Here is a 14346-nt window from a genome sequence, read left to right as displayed (position 1 = left end):
TTTGAAAGTTGTCCATATAATTGAAGCATTAGGAGGAGGCGTTTATACTTATTTCAAAGACTTGTCCTTTTATTTTGGAGATGATGAAGTAGTAAAAGACCTATCTACTACCATTATCTATAGTGGAAATCGTAAAGAAATCGATCCTGAAAAAATTGAATATGAATTTTCAAAAGGGGTGTCGTTGATAAAAATAAATATGGTTCGCGATTTTTCACCAATTCAAGATTTTAAATCCATTCTTCATTTACGAAAAGAACTTCAGAAATTAAATCCGGATGTCATTCATCTTCACTCTTCAAAAGCTGGTGTTCTAGGAAGGATTGCTTGTTTTTTACTGTTCAAAAGAATGCAACTATTTTACACCCCACATGGTTACTCTTTCCTTAGAACAGACATTTCAAATTTGACAAAAAAAACATATTGGTTCATTGAAAAAAGTTTTCAGCAATTATTTGGCGGTATAACAATTGCCTGTGGAGACACGGAATATGAAATCGCCAAAAAAATTGGAAAATCAATGTTGATTCGCAATGGTATCAATATTGATGAAGTTAGTCGCCAATCCGTAAAACCCAAAAATCAAACCTTAACAATTGGGATTGTCGCCAGAATTACTACTGCCAGAAACCCAGAACTATTCAACACGATTGCGTTGCGTTTTCCTGATTTTAATTTTGTTTGGATAGGAGACGGTGAATTAAATTCAACATTAACAGCACCCAATATAAAAATTACAGGTTGGTTCATGGATAGAAATGAAGCGTTGAAAGAACTCAGTGTCATAGATATTTATATTCAAACCTCTCTTTGGGAAGGAATGCCTATCGCCGTTTTGGAAGCAATGGCTATGAAAAAACCGATTTTGGCAACCAATATTATAGGCAACAAAGACATCGTTGTTCACAATGAAACAGGCTTTCTTTTTAATGAAATTGAGGAACTTGATGACTATTTGGAACTGTTAAAAGACGACAAAATTAGGAATCAATTTGGCGATAATGCCTTAAAAAGATGTAATGATTTATTTGATAAAAACAAAAATTTTAAAGCTCTTGCTGCTCTTTATCAGCAATAACTTTTTGCTGTAACCAATGGCTGCCAAAAACAGCCATCCACAATCCGCTAAAAGCGATACCGTCAAAACGCAACAAAAAATCATCGGTGAGATTGGAGGTGAAGAAAAGGAAGAAGAAAGAAAGTACTACTGCGTTTTTTAAACTAAACCCCAAATAGCCAATTGTAAAAATATAGAGCAACACAATCAAAGGACCCAATATTCCAAATTTTATTAAAAAATCAAGAAATTGATTGTGCGTTGGAAATTCATATTTTGCCAAAAAATGCTGATTGGTTTGTTTGAAATATTTAATTAATTCTGGTTTTCCATCCGAAGCACCAACACCAAAAAGAAGATTTTTTTTTGCAAGTTCCCAGGCTGATTTCCATATGGAAACGCGAGTTACAAGAGAATTAAACACTCTATATTCTGGATGATCAATTTCGTCCAGTTTCCCTACTTTATCCATATAAGCAAAGGTTACCGACGAATATTTCTCCTTCATATAGGGGTTATTTTGAACAAAAATGTAAAGTATACCGCCCAATACAAAGATTAAAACTACTAAAATTCCAATTACTTTTTTAAAATTAAATTTACGAATCACCTCTCCGAAAAAAACCAACGCAAACCCAACTAATACATTTAGCAAAGCCATTCTTGTATTAACAAATAGCACAAAGAAAAAAGAAAGTACAAAAACTAAAATACTCCCCATTTTAAGTAATCCCTTTTCGCGTAACCGAAAGGAATTAAAAACAAAAAAAAGACAGCTAATCGACACAAAAGCCAAATGCATATTTAGTGCTGGTGCATGAATCCCAATGCTGTTCGAAAACTCATATCCCATCTCCCATAAATCGTTACCTCTTACATATTTATAAATCAATTCCGGATAATAAATAATGAATCGGATGAAGAAAAAAAATATAATTCCCGTGGTTACCATACTATAAAATCGAAGAATTTTTAGAAATTGAATCCTTTGATAGTTACCCAAAATAAATAAGGAAAAAACAAGAAGTGAACTGTATTTTTCTAATGATTTTAAACCTTTAGAAAAAGAATCATTGTTCCAAAACATTCCTATTTCCAATAGTAATGGACATGTAATAAGCAATACTAAAATCAAGGATTGTTTAGAATAATTCAGCTTTTTTATAAAAAATAAATTAAAAACTGCAAACAATATAATCAACAAGGTACAGGGTTTCCTAAAAATCATTGTAATGGCCAATACTGCCAGAAAACCATTTAATATTTTAGTGAAGTTTTTTTCTGAAATGGTCATAATATAATGCATAATAAATTAGAGGAAAAACACCTATTTTGTGTCGAACTGCCGACCCTAAATCAGGTTCGAAAACACCTTGAACGATAAAAAATGCAAACAAAATAAGTAAAATCCAAAGTTCCTTTTTGTGTGTATCTCTCGTTGCAATGCATCTGGAAAATCGCACAAGCAGAATGTAAAACAAAAAAAGCTGCCAGATCACAAAAACCAATATCTGAGGAGAAAAAATATACTTGAATCCGTTGACCGGGATATTTACGGAGAAAAAACCATACAAAATGCCAATAGTTTCCCCATACCAAGTGTCTGGTTTAACCGGAGATATAATGCTGGAATTGGCATCTACCCCGCTCAATCTAGTACTATTGACAACTTCTCTACTGATTTCAGAAAAATAATGCCCTGTTACCAGTCCATAAATTAAGGATAAAAATATGGCTATTACTATTCCGTAAAAAACCGTCGTCAGTGTCTTACTCTTAAAATTTACACCGCTTGTTCCATACATTACAACGGCAATAATTGGAATCAGAAAAAAATAAGGGCGATACAAAATACCAAAAAGTGCCAACAAAAATAAAGATGAAAAAAGTGCTGTTCGAAACGCAATCTTCTCATTTAAGAATAAAAAAACAATCAGGGAAACAAACAAATAGGTGATAAATTCTTTCGAAGGCATTGACATAAAAATGGCTATCATCAAGATTCCCAGATAAACAAGTATGTTTTTTATGTTTAATTTTTGGAAGTCAGTAGGAATCCCAATTTTACATAGAACATACATCAAAATGGGAAATTGAATCAATCCAACTATTGAAAAAGGCAAATACCGCAACCCTGTAATTTTATAAAATAAAATAGTAAGCGGGTAACTTCCAAAAAATCCGATTTCATTACCTTTATCAAGCGCAATAACAACTGCATCATAAAAAAATCGTTTTGGCAAAACATAGAATGCAAGGACCGTAACCAATAAATTGAGTACAAATAATACAATAAAAGTCGCCGTACTTCTTTTGATTAAAACTTGCATAATTATACTATTGTTTGGTACAAATGTAGGTGTTTATCAACCATAATTTGAATGTCATATTGCTCTGCTCTTTTTAAACATGAAATTACAATTTCTTGATAATACGTTTCATTAATCATTAGCTTTTCGATTGTATTGGCTAAATCCTTCGCGTTTCCTTGTTTGAATAAAACACCTGCATCGCTAACTATTCTCTGCAAACCAGGCACGTCTGAAGCCACAAATGGTTTTCCTGAAGCCATTCCTTCAATACTCGACAAAGACAAACCTTCATGTCTTGAAGATAAAACAACCACATCGGCTGATTTTAATAATCTTGGCACATCCATTCTTAATCCTAAAAAAACAACACGCTCCTGCAATTGCAACTCTTGAACTAACGCTTGGCATTTTATTTTAAAAATTCCATCGCCCACCAAAATAAGCTTTATATTTTCGGGCAAATACTTTAAGGAATGAATTATTGTTTCTTGGTCTTTTTGTTTGTCGAATCGTGCAACCTGTATCATCACAAAATCTTGAGCACTAAAAAGATTGGAAATTTCATTTTTAAAATACGGTTGTGCTGTATAAATTTTTTGTAAATCAATCCCATTTTCAATAACAGTAAATTTAGATGCTTTTAAACCTGTATAATTTATAAATGTATTTGAAATTTCATTTGAGACACAGATTACTTTATCATAAAATCGATAAAAAAGGCGATCGAACACGGCAATGAAACGATTCTCTAATCTTGGATTTGTCGAGTTGTGTTCTGTTACTATTAATTTAATTTTAGAAAAAGACAAAATCTTTGCCAAGACAACCCAATATTGTGAAGGAAATAAATGTACCTGTGCAATGTCATATTTTTTCAAAAAGGGAATTAATTTAAAAATCTGCATCGGATTATATACTGATTGTAAACCCAGCGAATAAATCGAACAACAACCTGTTTCTTTTAATGCCTGCAAAAAAGGACTTGGACTTCCGTTTAACAGCAATAGGTCAACTTCTATTCCTTTAGATTTATAAATAGGGATAGTATCCAGAAGCAATTTCTCGGCGCCTCCAGATGCTAGACTATTTATAATATGTACTACTCTCATTCTTGAATTTTAATTCAAAAAAACACTCACTTTGTCCTTTTTATAAATCACAACAGCCGCAATACTATTCCACAAAATAGAACTAACCACAAAAGCTGTTGCAGCCCCCGTCATTCCATATTGTGGTATTAATATCCTATTCAGAATAAAATTTATAAGCACGGCAACAATTAAAATGATCTGAAAAACATGCTGTCTCCCAGTCATGTTCAAATAAACGGGTGCTGTTCCAAAGGCTGAACAAATTCCTTGACCAATGATTAAAATTAACAAAGCATCCTTGGCAGCTACGTATCCCTTTCCAAAAAAACCTAAAATATATTCTGGGAAAAAACAAATGATAAGCACTGCGGGAAAAGTCAATAGAAATATTAACCGTGAAGCATGTTGAATTGTTTTGATCAAATCTGTTTTGCTTTTACTAAAGAAATATTCCGAAATTTTAGTCGAAACCGTGATATTAACCGTGATAATTACCATCGAAAGAATGGTCATTAATTTTATCGCCACCGAATAAAATGCAACGGTTGAATCATCTCTATATTTTTTTAAAAAAAAAATATCAAAACTCGTTAATAAAAACAAAGCCATCCCACTAATTGCTATGGGATAAGATTTTGTAAGTATATCTTTATACGTAAAAACAACATTTTCACTTTGATTTTTAGCTTTGCTGAAATAAATGAAAATTATAATTGTTGTTATTAACGAAAGAAGAACAAAACCAACCAAGAAAACGGTAACCAAATAGGCTTTTTTATCAAAATAAGACAGCAAAATTGCCCCAACAATCAGCGGGATATATTTAATGGTATTTCTAAAAAGTTCTGCAACATAAAAATGGTCCAATGCCCTAAAAACTTCGGTATTCAACGTTGTCAAACCATAAAAAAACAATATCATAATTGATTTTAAAAGAATGCCGTAAACTCCAGGATCGGAGAAATAATTGTTTACAAATTGTTCGTCAATAAACCAAAAAATGCACAAAAGCAGAATTGACATCAATAACAACAATCCGACCATTTTCGCATATACTTTTTTAATTCCCTCTAAAGTATTTGAGCCTCCGAGCCTTCCTTTAAAATACAAAACAGACTGATCGCAGCCCAACAAACAAATACTGCCAACTACCAACAGAAAAGAACGAACAAAATCATATTGCCCAACAATTTTAGGAGGATAGGTTTTGGTTAGAAAAACGGTAAAACCAAATAACGTAATTACCCCAAAAAACCTCAAAATCAAAGTGATTAAACTTTGTTGAACAAATGGATTTTTGTTGATTTTCAGTAGTTGATTACGTGTTTTTTTTAACATATTTGCTTCTTCACAATCATTATTTATTTCAATTTTAGATTTGCTTTCAAAGATTGCTTTTTATAAAAAGAAGTGAAAAAATGATATAAAACAAAAAGACCAACAAACACTAAAGGCAGGATAAAAATTAGTTTTCCTTTTATACTTTTATTGTTTTTTATGTTCAAAACTACACCTCTTTCCTTTATGGTTTTATCAGTGTTGTATTGTTCTATTTTTAATTTATCAATTTGATTGACCAAAGAATCTTTGGTTTTAATAACGGTCCCTAAATTTAAATTTTCATTATAATAAACCAATTTTTCGTTATTGGGATGATTACCATAAGTACCTGAAAACTGGTCCAAAATTGCATCTATTTGAAGAATTGTAGCTTCTTTTGTCTTTATATTATTTGAAATATTTTGAGAATTAATCTTTTTATAGGTATCAAAATAGGAACTTGTATTCAAATAGTTTAAAAGGGGTTCTATAGTTTGATTTACAGTAACAGAACCCAAAGTTTTTATGGTAATGGTTTGGAGATCGTAATTTTTATTGGTTGTTGTTTCCTTAATAATTGATTTAAGATCCCCATTTTGTGCCATCAATTGAAGCAAATCCACATTTTCACCATTCTTATTCATCAAGTTGTAAACATCCACAATTGGTTCTATGGCAATTGAAACTATCGAAGAAGGTTTTTGAATGCCAATAGATTTAAAAAATAAAGTATCTCTTAATGCCGCTTTTGAAGCTAAAAATTCGATTTTAGAGTATAAATATTCTGTCGATTTAAAATTTGGAGCGACTATAATTTTTTGCTCATAGTTTCTGTTGACTTTTTCTAGCAAAAAACCAATCCCAAAACCCAAAACAATCAAAACAGCCACAGCGATTGCATTTTTTACAAAAAACCGAATGATTCTAAACAACAAAGTATTAATCCACTCAAAGAAATCCCCTATTCTGCCAAAAACAGTCAGTAAGTCAATTTCAGGGTTCTCTGGATTATTTTCTTTTTGTACACTCATACTGTATTGTTATTTTATATTAAAAATTTGTTCCAATATTTTAATCGTAATCAGATAGGTCGGTTTTACACCGGTGGTTCCCAGACCTCCTGAAGCCAACGTACTACCGGTTTCCAATGGGTTATCAGAAGCATAATAAGCATAACGTACTTTAACGTCGTGAGGAACACTTTTTCTGATTTTGGAAGCCGATTGAATAGCTTTTTGGTAATAGGAACCTTCCATTTCTAAACCAATAACGCCCCAAGTCGATTCATGAAAGAACTTTAATAAGTCCCTATTTTGCAATGATGTTCCTAGAACCGTAACCATTGGTCCTGCAAAAACAGCGATGTCATTGCCCTCAAACATGTCAGCGGTTAACTCATTTTTAAAGAAATAATTGTCTGCCGTTCCTTCATTGATATGGGCATTCGGAATCATAATATCGCCTTTTCCTCCTTCCAGAATTCCTGCTTTTCCCATAATCGAAACCGATTTTACGTTAAGCAAAGTATCTTTTTTATAGGGTTTCAATAATTCGTCTATCGTTTCATAGGCTTGTTCTCCAAAAGCATAATCCATTACAATAAGAACTGGTTTTTTCTCACCTAATTCTGCCTTTGGAAATGATGTTTTTGCCCAATCTATTTGCGCCGTATCAAAAATTTGTACATCAATATTGGTTCCGGACGTATCCGGCAAGAAAATCATTCCTTGTTTCAATGCTACAGCTTCAACTTGATTACGAACTTCATTTGCTCCCGACTTGCTCAATTCTTCATAAATAAAGAAGTCTGACTTATCCTTGAACTTTGTTTTCAAAATTGGTGTGGCAAAAATGGAATTCATCACCGAGTGCATATTGGCACTAATCACATGAATTGGTCTATCCAACAACTGATTGGCTTTCAAAACTTCTTTTATGTTGGTTGCCCAAACTTCTCCGTGAATATGATGTCCCAAGCGCTCACGAAGGATAGGACTAAATGTAATGGTTCTTTTATTACTGTCAACAACTTCTTCTATCGCCAGTTTTCCGAGCCAATAAATTACATGCAAAAAACGATCCGGCGCAGCTTCACTTCCAAAAGAATCATAAATATCCAAAACTTCTTCGAAAGTTCTGCCCAGAATATTGGCTGCATGAGAAATAGCTTTCTCTTTTTCGACCAAAGTCAATTTCTTGCTTTGAGATACTGCAATTTCCAGTTTTGTCCAATCACGGGAGACCTCGCCTGCATCATCCAATAAAACTCTATTTCTAATTTTATGGGATTCAATGAAAATAAACGTCAAATGGGTCAATATATCATAAATGTCCGATCGCCCTCTGGTGATTTCAACATTCATTTGTTCTTCGTCTATACGATAGCAATTGCGACGTCTTTTTGGAGGAACTATCGCTTTGAAATGCGATTTGGAATACCCTTCATCCGAAGTTAAATTAATAAAACGGCACTCCTCGATTCCAATCGGTAGACGTTCTATAACATATAAAAGTCCATTTAACTCGACTTTTTCTTCGGCAATATTTCCATAGATTTCAGGTCTTAGAGCCAATAATGCTTCTCTTAATGTGTCACCAGAAATTCCCATCGGTTTGTAAAACCCTCTATTGAAAAGATGGCGCATCGTGATGTACATTTTTTCAATGGCAGCCGATGATTCTTGTGCTCTTGATCTAGATATATTTTTGGTTTCTTTCATTCTGTTTTACTTTTATAATCTCAAATGTAAGGTATTTTGTGTTTTATTTATTGTTTATAAAGCCAATAAATCAACAATACTCCTGTCATTAGAAAGTCTTGGGATTTTATTCTGTCCCCCTAATTTTCCAATGGATTTCATGTAGTCTTGAAAACCGTTTTTAGCTACTTTGGTAATGACCAGTTTTTTCAAAACATGACCCACAATCAAATCGTCATAATAAATGTTTTGCTTTCGCATGGCATTGTCTAGCGCTTCCGCAAAAGTGTCGCTTTCATCTGGTTCATTTTCAAATTCGATAAACCATTCATGATATGGCAAGCCTTCTGATGGGTTGATTTGTGGTGCAACCGTAAATTCATTCACTCTTACGTTTGTTCCTTCCATCGCTTCTTGCAAAGCACTTTCAACTTCTTTACCTATAACATGCTCCCCAAAAGCCGAGATATAATGCTTGATTCTTCCCGAAACAATAACTCGATATGGTTTCAAAGATGTAAACTGAACGGTGTCGCCAATATTATAAGCCCAAAGCCCTGCGTTGGTCGAAATAATCAAAACATAATTAACTCCCAACTCCACTTCACCTATGGTATATCGTTTTGGGTTTTCGGTATAAAAGTCTTCGCTTTTTATAAATTCATAAAAAATTCCGGCATTCAACAACAGTAACATTCCCTTTTCTTTTTGGGAATCCTGATAGGCAAAAAATCCTTCCGAAGCCGGAAACAATTCGATACTATCAACTTTTCTTCCAATGAGATTTTCGAATTTGGCTCTATAAGGTTCATAATTGACACCACCATAAATAAACAAATTGAAATTCTTGAAAATATCCCCAACTGGCTTTTCAGCTCTTTGCTGCAGTTTTTCAAAATACATCTGAACCCAAGACGGAATTCCCGAAATCACGGTCATATCTTCCTTGATCGTTTCATCAACAATAGCATTTACTTTAGTTTCCCAATCTTCAATACAATTGGTTTCCCAAGAAGGCAGTCGGTTTTTTTGCAAATATTTTGGAACAAAATGCGCCACAATCCCAGATAGTCTGCCCAGTTTAATTCCGTATTTTTCTTCCAGAATAGGACTTCCTTGCAAGAAAATCATTTTTCCGTTCACAAAATCGGCTTTTTTAGTTTCATGGATGTAAAGCAAAATTGCATTTCGGGCTGCCTCGATATGATACGGCATTGATTCCTTGGTCAACGGAATGTATTTCGCTCCCGATGTCGTTCCCGAAGTTTTTGCAAAATAAAGTGGTTTCCCTTTCCAAAGTATATTTTCTTCCCCCTTTACTACTCTATCCACATAGGGTTTCAAAGCTTCGTAATCGCGAACAGGAACTTGTTTTGCAAAATCCTCATAGCTTTTTATCTGCTCAAAATCATGATCTTTTCCAAATTGAGTTTGCTTAGCGGTCTGTATCAAACTTTGGAAAACAGCTTTCTGGGTTTCAACTGGAGAATTGGCCCAAGCTTGTGTCTTTTTATATATTTTTTGTGCAAAAATTTTTGCTGCAATCGATTTTAGTGACATTCTTTTGGGCTTTGTTTAAAAATTGTAATATTCTGTTATAATTCCGAAGCTATTCGGATTATTTTTTAGTGTTTAGGTTCTTTCCTTTTGGGGAGGATTGCTGAGTGTTCTCTTCTTTATTCACTCTTTCCCTCAACTCCTTTTCTTTTTCAGAAGCTGATAAATCTACTGGTTCTAAAGCTTCATCAGCACTTGAAAGGATAGAATCTTTGTTGAATTTGGCGTATTCCAAATCACCGTTCAGCACTTTTTGAATCGATTTTATATAGGCTTCATTTTTCTTTAAAGCTATGGAAAGGGAATCCGATTTTAATGCCAAAACCGTTGCGTCTCTCTTTAATTGAGAAGAAGAATAGCCGGGTATGAATTCTCGTAAAGGAGTAAAAGCAATCAAAACGGTTGTAATCGAAATCAGGAAAATAGCACCCAATGAAAGCGAAACAAAGACGCTCATAATGTTCAATTTAAAAGAAAAAATTTCCTCAAAAGTATCCTCGTTTAAAATTATTAATCGATTTTTGATTAATAATCTGTCAAAAAACTTCTTCTTTTTTAATCGATTTCTGGACATGATATTTGTTTAAGTCACAAATATAATAATTTAAAGCGTTGCCAACACTAGCCTCCTCTAAGTAGTTGAATTCTTAAGTTCACAATTTTATAAAATATTTAACGCTGTCAAAAGCAAATAAATCAGTCAAAATGAATGCGTATTAAGTTATTCTATATACATTTGCACATTAGATTTATTACAAATTTGCTACGGCATTAAATATTCAATCATGGGAAGATTAGGTTTACCAGAAATCCTTGTTATATTGGCAGTTGTTTTATTACTTTTTGGAGGTAAAAAAATTCCAGAATTAATGAAAGGTTTAGGAAGCGGTGTTAAAGAATTTAAAAACGCAGCCAAAGACGATCAGCCAGCTGACAAAAAAGAAGAAGAAACGAAATAAGAATTTTGATAAAAAATTCCTAAATCTTAAATTCCAAATTCCAATATTTATATAGGGCGTTTGGAATTTTTTATTTTATACAAAAAAGCCTTTTCAGGAGTTGAAAAGGCTTTTTTTGGCAACAAACTTAACTAATTTTTATAGGTAACCCCCATATCCTCAATCGAAAAATGATCAGTCAAGAGATGCAATAAATGATCTCTTAATTCGATATATTCTGGGGTTTTTACGATTTCGATTTTATTTCTTGGTCTTGGCAAATTTACCGTAACAATTTCGCGTATTGTTGATGCCGGACCATTGTGTAAAACCACAATTCGGTCGGACAAGAACAATGCTTCTTCGATATCATGCGTAATCATCACGATGGTTTTTTCTCTGTTGTTCAGATTCCACAGTTTCAAAACTTCAAGCTGCATTGAACCTTTAGTTAAAGCGTCTAGCGCCCCAAAAGGTTCGTCCATCAACAATACTCCTGGATTAATGGCAAAAGCTCTCGCAATAGCCACTCTTTGCTTCATTCCACCCGAAAGTTGTCCAGGAAGTTTATCTTTGTGTTGGAACAAATTAACCATTTTGAGGTTTTTGATCACGATTTCGTGTTTCTCGGCTTTGGAACAATCCATAACCGAATCAACTGCCTGAAAAATATTGTTCTCCACCGTTAACCAAGGCAGCAGCGAATAGTTTTGAAAAACAATTCCACGATCTGGTCCCGGGCCTTTGATGTTTTTATTGTCTAATACTACCGATCCTCCTGTTGGGGTTAGCATTCCTCCTATCGCATTCATAATCGTTGATTTTCCACAACCAGAATGTCCAATGATAGATATTATTTCTCCTTTTTTGATAGAAAGGTTAATGTCTTTTACTGCAATGTATTTTCCTTTTGGAGTTGGAAAAGATATTTCCAAATCTTTTATTTCTAAATAGCTCATAACGTTTGTTTGTTTTTAAAGTTACTAAGATGCTGAGATACTAAGTTTCTAAGTTTTTTTAAAAAATTTTAATACTAAGACAACTTTTAAAATCTTAGTAACTCAGAATCTTAGAGTCTTAGAATCTTATAAATAAGATACTTTTTTCTCAATCATTGTAAAAAATCCATCAAAAATAATTCCCACAAATCCGATAATGATGATGGCCGAAATCACTTTTTCTAAGCTCAATGCGTTCCAGCTGTCCCATACAAAAAATCCAATTCCTGCACCGCCTGACAACATTTCACCGGCAACAATAACCAGCCAGGCAACACTGATGCTTAATCGCAATCCTGTGATAATGTGTGGCAAGGTGTATGGAAAAACAACTTTGGTTAAATATCTCCATTTTGAAAATCCAAAAGCCTTGGCTACATTTTTATGGTCTTGCGGAATAGTCCCAACCCCAAAAGCGGTGTTGATTAATGTGGACCACAATGAGGTGATAAACACTATAAATATGGTCGCCATTCCGGTGTCTTTGAAAACAACTAAACCAATAGGAAACCAAGCCAAAGGCGAAACCGGTTTCAAGAACTGAACAATAGGATAGAATATTTTTTTGAAAATTGAACTGGCTCCAATCAAGATTCCGAACGGAATTGCGAATAAAGAACCCAATGAAAATCCCAATAAAACGGTTTTTATAGAGACAAACAATTGTAGGCCAATTCCTTTGTCGTTTGGGCCATAATCATAAAATGGATCGCTCAACATTTCGAATAAAACGGTTAATGTTGCCTTTGGTCCAGGAAGTGCATCTTTTGTATAATAACTCAATAAGCTCCAAAATCCGCAAAAAATAGTCAATCCAATACAAGCAAATACAATTGATTTTGTTTTTTCTATAATATAACGTGACGCTTTTTTAAGGCTTTTTTTCTTAATTACTTTACCAAAAGTGTTGAGAAGAGAATAGCTTCCTGCTACCTCATCTTGTTCGATTGTTGCTGTAGTTGAATTTGACATAATGCTGTAATTTAATGTTGTTTTTTAGTTGCTGAGATTCTGAGAATCTAAGTAGCTAAGATTTAATAAACAATTTAAAAGAAGTTATAACACTTTTAAAAAAGACTTAGAATCTTAGCTACTTAGTTTCTTAGTAACTCCTCTTATTTTTTCACCACTTTTAAATAAGCAGATGGATTATTCGGGTTGAAGACCGTTTTATCCATCGTAAGGGAAAAAGGTTTCATGTCATCTGTGGGGATTTTGATCTTCATGCTTTTGGCTACTTCTTCGTATAAATCCTGAAGAATTAGTTTATCGGCAATTGCTTTATAGTTTGGCTCTTCTTTCAAATATCCAAATCGTACAAATTGTGCCATAGCCCAGATAGCATAGGATTTACGAGGGTAGTTTACGGTTCCACCTTTGTAAAACAACATATAATCTTTGTCATATACTTCAGTTCCTTGGTTACAACCTAAGTTATAATCTCCCATTAGTCTGGCTTCAATAACATCGGCAGGAGCATTTACATAAGGCGCTTTCCCGATAATAGCGGCCGCTTTCTTGCGATTAGCAGGATTATCTAGCCAGATGCAGGCTTCTAGAATCGCTTTCATAACTTTCTTTAAATCTTCACGGCGTGTTTCGCTGAACTCTTTGTTGACAACCAATGCTTTTTCTGGGTGGTCTTTCCAAATATCTTGAGAGGCAATCTGTGTAAATCCAATTCCTTGCTTTACGGCAACACCGCCCCAAGGCTCTCCTACACAGTATCCATCCATGTTACCCACTTTCATGTTGGCAACCATTTGCGGAGGCGGAATCGTGATGATTTTAACCGCTTTTTGATTTAATCCTGCCAATGACATCCAGTTTCTCAACCATAAATCGTGGGTTCCTCCTGGGAAAGTCATGGCAAAAGTCACTTCTTTTTCGGCTTTCAATTTGGCAGCAACAACCGGGGTTACTTTATTCATTTGTTTGAATCCCACTTTACCGCAAAAATCATTCGATAGGGTAATTGCTTGTCCGTTTACATTCAGCATCATGGCGATTTTCATTTCGGAACCAGCCTTACCTCCTACTCCAGTGTATACTGAAAAAGGCATAGTGTATAAACAGTGTGCTCCGTCCAATTCACCTGTTAAGATTTTGTCACGAACATTTGCCCAAGACGTTTCTTTGGTTACGATAACCTCAACACCGTATTTTTTGAATAATCCCAGTTCTTTGGCCATTACGATTGGCGAACAATCGGTCAAGGGAATAAAACCTAATTTGATCGGTTCGCCGGCAATTGGAGGTTTTGGACTTGTTTTGAAAGAAGAGAACAAAACCGTGCACATTACCAACATCAAGGTGGTAAAAAGGGTGCTTGTGTTTTTATTAGTCTGTATCATTTTTTTAATTTTTAAATCGT

The 14346-nt window shown here is 33.9% G+C and carries 13 protein-coding genes; 2 read left to right on the top strand and 11 right to left on the bottom strand.

Annotation, left to right across the window (positions count from 1 at the left end; genetic code table 11):
* Position 1: 1 nt before the first annotated feature.
* Positions 2 to 1078, top strand: a complete 1077-nt coding sequence (locus tag C8C85_RS08145; RefSeq protein WP_116796626.1) for a glycosyltransferase — start codon at positions 2 to 4, stop codon at positions 1076 to 1078.
* On the opposite strand, the gene C8C85_RS08140 is transcribed toward C8C85_RS08145, so the two are convergent.
* The 8 genes from C8C85_RS08140 to C8C85_RS08105 are packed head-to-tail and all read right to left on the bottom strand — an operon-like array spanning position 1047 to position 10493.
* A complete protein-coding gene (locus tag C8C85_RS08140) occupies positions 1047 to 2351 on the bottom strand; it encodes an O-antigen ligase family protein (RefSeq protein WP_116796625.1) in 1305 nt (434 codons plus the stop codon). The genes C8C85_RS08145 and C8C85_RS08140 overlap by 32 nt on opposite strands.
* Positions 2323 to 3387, bottom strand: coding sequence for a hypothetical protein (locus C8C85_RS08135; protein ID WP_116796624.1), 1065 nt, complete (start codon positions 3385 to 3387; stop codon positions 2323 to 2325). Before C8C85_RS08135 ends, C8C85_RS08140 begins: the two co-directional genes overlap by 29 nt.
* A 2-nt stretch (positions 3388 to 3389) precedes the next feature.
* Complete coding sequence (locus tag C8C85_RS08130) at positions 3390 to 4478, bottom strand: glycosyltransferase (protein WP_116796623.1); 1089 nt, start codon at positions 4476 to 4478, stop codon at positions 3390 to 3392.
* 9 nt (positions 4479 to 4487) lie between these two features.
* Positions 4488 to 5798: an MATE family efflux transporter gene (locus C8C85_RS08125; RefSeq protein ID WP_116796622.1), complete on the bottom strand. Its 1311-nt coding sequence runs from the start codon at positions 5796 to 5798 to the stop codon at positions 4488 to 4490.
* A gap of 23 nt (positions 5799 to 5821) precedes the next feature.
* Positions 5822 to 6811, bottom strand: a complete 990-nt coding sequence (locus C8C85_RS08120; RefSeq protein ID WP_116796621.1) for a hypothetical protein — start codon at positions 6809 to 6811, stop codon at positions 5822 to 5824.
* 9 nt (positions 6812 to 6820) lie between these two features.
* Positions 6821 to 8500 (bottom strand): DUF6909 family protein, encoded by a 1680-nt coding sequence (locus tag C8C85_RS08115; protein ID WP_116796620.1) that lies wholly within the window; start codon positions 8498 to 8500, stop codon positions 6821 to 6823.
* Positions 8501 to 8554: 54 nt separating this feature from the next.
* On the bottom strand, positions 8555 to 10039 hold the full coding sequence (locus C8C85_RS08110; RefSeq protein ID WP_116796619.1) for a GH3 auxin-responsive promoter family protein: 1485 nt from the start codon (positions 10037 to 10039) through the stop codon (positions 8555 to 8557).
* A gap of 58 nt (positions 10040 to 10097) precedes the next feature.
* Positions 10098 to 10493: a peptidase gene (locus C8C85_RS08105; RefSeq protein WP_371811630.1), complete on the bottom strand. Its 396-nt coding sequence runs from the start codon at positions 10491 to 10493 to the stop codon at positions 10098 to 10100.
* Between the two features lie 328 nt (positions 10494 to 10821).
* Between C8C85_RS08105 and tatA the strand changes: the two genes are divergently transcribed.
* Positions 10822 to 10995: a twin-arginine translocase TatA/TatE family subunit gene (gene tatA, locus C8C85_RS08100; RefSeq protein ID WP_111408361.1), complete on the top strand. Its 174-nt coding sequence runs from the start codon at positions 10822 to 10824 to the stop codon at positions 10993 to 10995.
* Positions 10996 to 11126: 131 nt separating this feature from the next.
* Here tatA and C8C85_RS08095 read toward each other — a convergent pair whose 3' ends face one another.
* The 3 genes from C8C85_RS08095 to C8C85_RS08085 all read right to left on the bottom strand — a co-directional run bounded on the left by C8C85_RS08095 (position 11127) and on the right by C8C85_RS08085 (position 14326).
* The gene (locus C8C85_RS08095) at positions 11127 to 11933 is read right to left on the bottom strand and encodes an ABC transporter ATP-binding protein (RefSeq protein WP_116796617.1); all 807 of its coding nucleotides are present in this window, start codon (positions 11931 to 11933) and stop codon (positions 11127 to 11129) included.
* A gap of 126 nt (positions 11934 to 12059) precedes the next feature.
* Positions 12060 to 12944, bottom strand: a complete 885-nt coding sequence (gene ntrB / locus C8C85_RS08090; protein ID WP_116796616.1) for a nitrate ABC transporter permease — start codon at positions 12942 to 12944, stop codon at positions 12060 to 12062.
* Between the two features lie 143 nt (positions 12945 to 13087).
* Positions 13088 to 14326, bottom strand: coding sequence for a CmpA/NrtA family ABC transporter substrate-binding protein (locus C8C85_RS08085; protein WP_116796615.1), 1239 nt, complete (start codon positions 14324 to 14326; stop codon positions 13088 to 13090).
* Between the last annotated feature and the right edge of the window lie 20 nt (positions 14327 to 14346).

This window comes from Flavobacterium sp. 103 (genome assembly GCF_003096795.1).
Lineage (GTDB): Bacteria > Bacteroidota > Bacteroidia > Flavobacteriales > Flavobacteriaceae > Flavobacterium.
This window is presented reverse-complemented; position numbering and strand designations above follow the sequence as displayed.

Coding starts and splice junctions, on each gene's coding strand:
- tatA (WP_111408361.1), top strand. CDS start 10,822: ATGGGAAGATTAGGTTTACCAGAAATCCTTGTTATATTGGCAGTTGTT.
- C8C85_RS08095 (WP_116796617.1), bottom strand. CDS start 11,933: ATGAGCTATTTAGAAATAAAAGATTTGGAAATATCTTTTCCAACTCCA.
- C8C85_RS08130 (WP_116796623.1), bottom strand. CDS start 4,478: ATGAGAGTAGTACATATTATAAATAGTCTAGCATCTGGAGGCGCCGAG.
- C8C85_RS08085 (WP_116796615.1), bottom strand. CDS start 14,326: ATGATACAGACTAATAAAAACACAAGCACCCTTTTTACCACCTTGATG.
- C8C85_RS08105 (WP_371811630.1), bottom strand. CDS start 10,493: ATGAGCGTCTTTGTTTCGCTTTCATTGGGTGCTATTTTCCTGATTTCG.
- C8C85_RS08125 (WP_116796622.1), bottom strand. CDS start 5,798: ATGTTAAAAAAAACACGTAATCAACTACTGAAAATCAACAAAAATCCA.
- C8C85_RS08110 (WP_116796619.1), bottom strand. CDS start 10,039: ATGTCACTAAAATCGATTGCAGCAAAAATTTTTGCACAAAAAATATAT.
- C8C85_RS08120 (WP_116796621.1), bottom strand. CDS start 6,811: ATGAGTGTACAAAAAGAAAATAATCCAGAGAACCCTGAAATTGACTTA.
- C8C85_RS08135 (WP_116796624.1), bottom strand. CDS start 3,387: ATGCAAGTTTTAATCAAAAGAAGTACGGCGACTTTTATTGTATTATTT.
- ntrB (WP_116796616.1), bottom strand. CDS start 12,944: ATGTCAAATTCAACTACAGCAACAATCGAACAAGATGAGGTAGCAGGA.
- C8C85_RS08115 (WP_116796620.1), bottom strand. CDS start 8,500: ATGAAAGAAACCAAAAATATATCTAGATCAAGAGCACAAGAATCATCG.
- C8C85_RS08140 (WP_116796625.1), bottom strand. CDS start 2,351: ATGACCATTTCAGAAAAAAACTTCACTAAAATATTAAATGGTTTTCTG.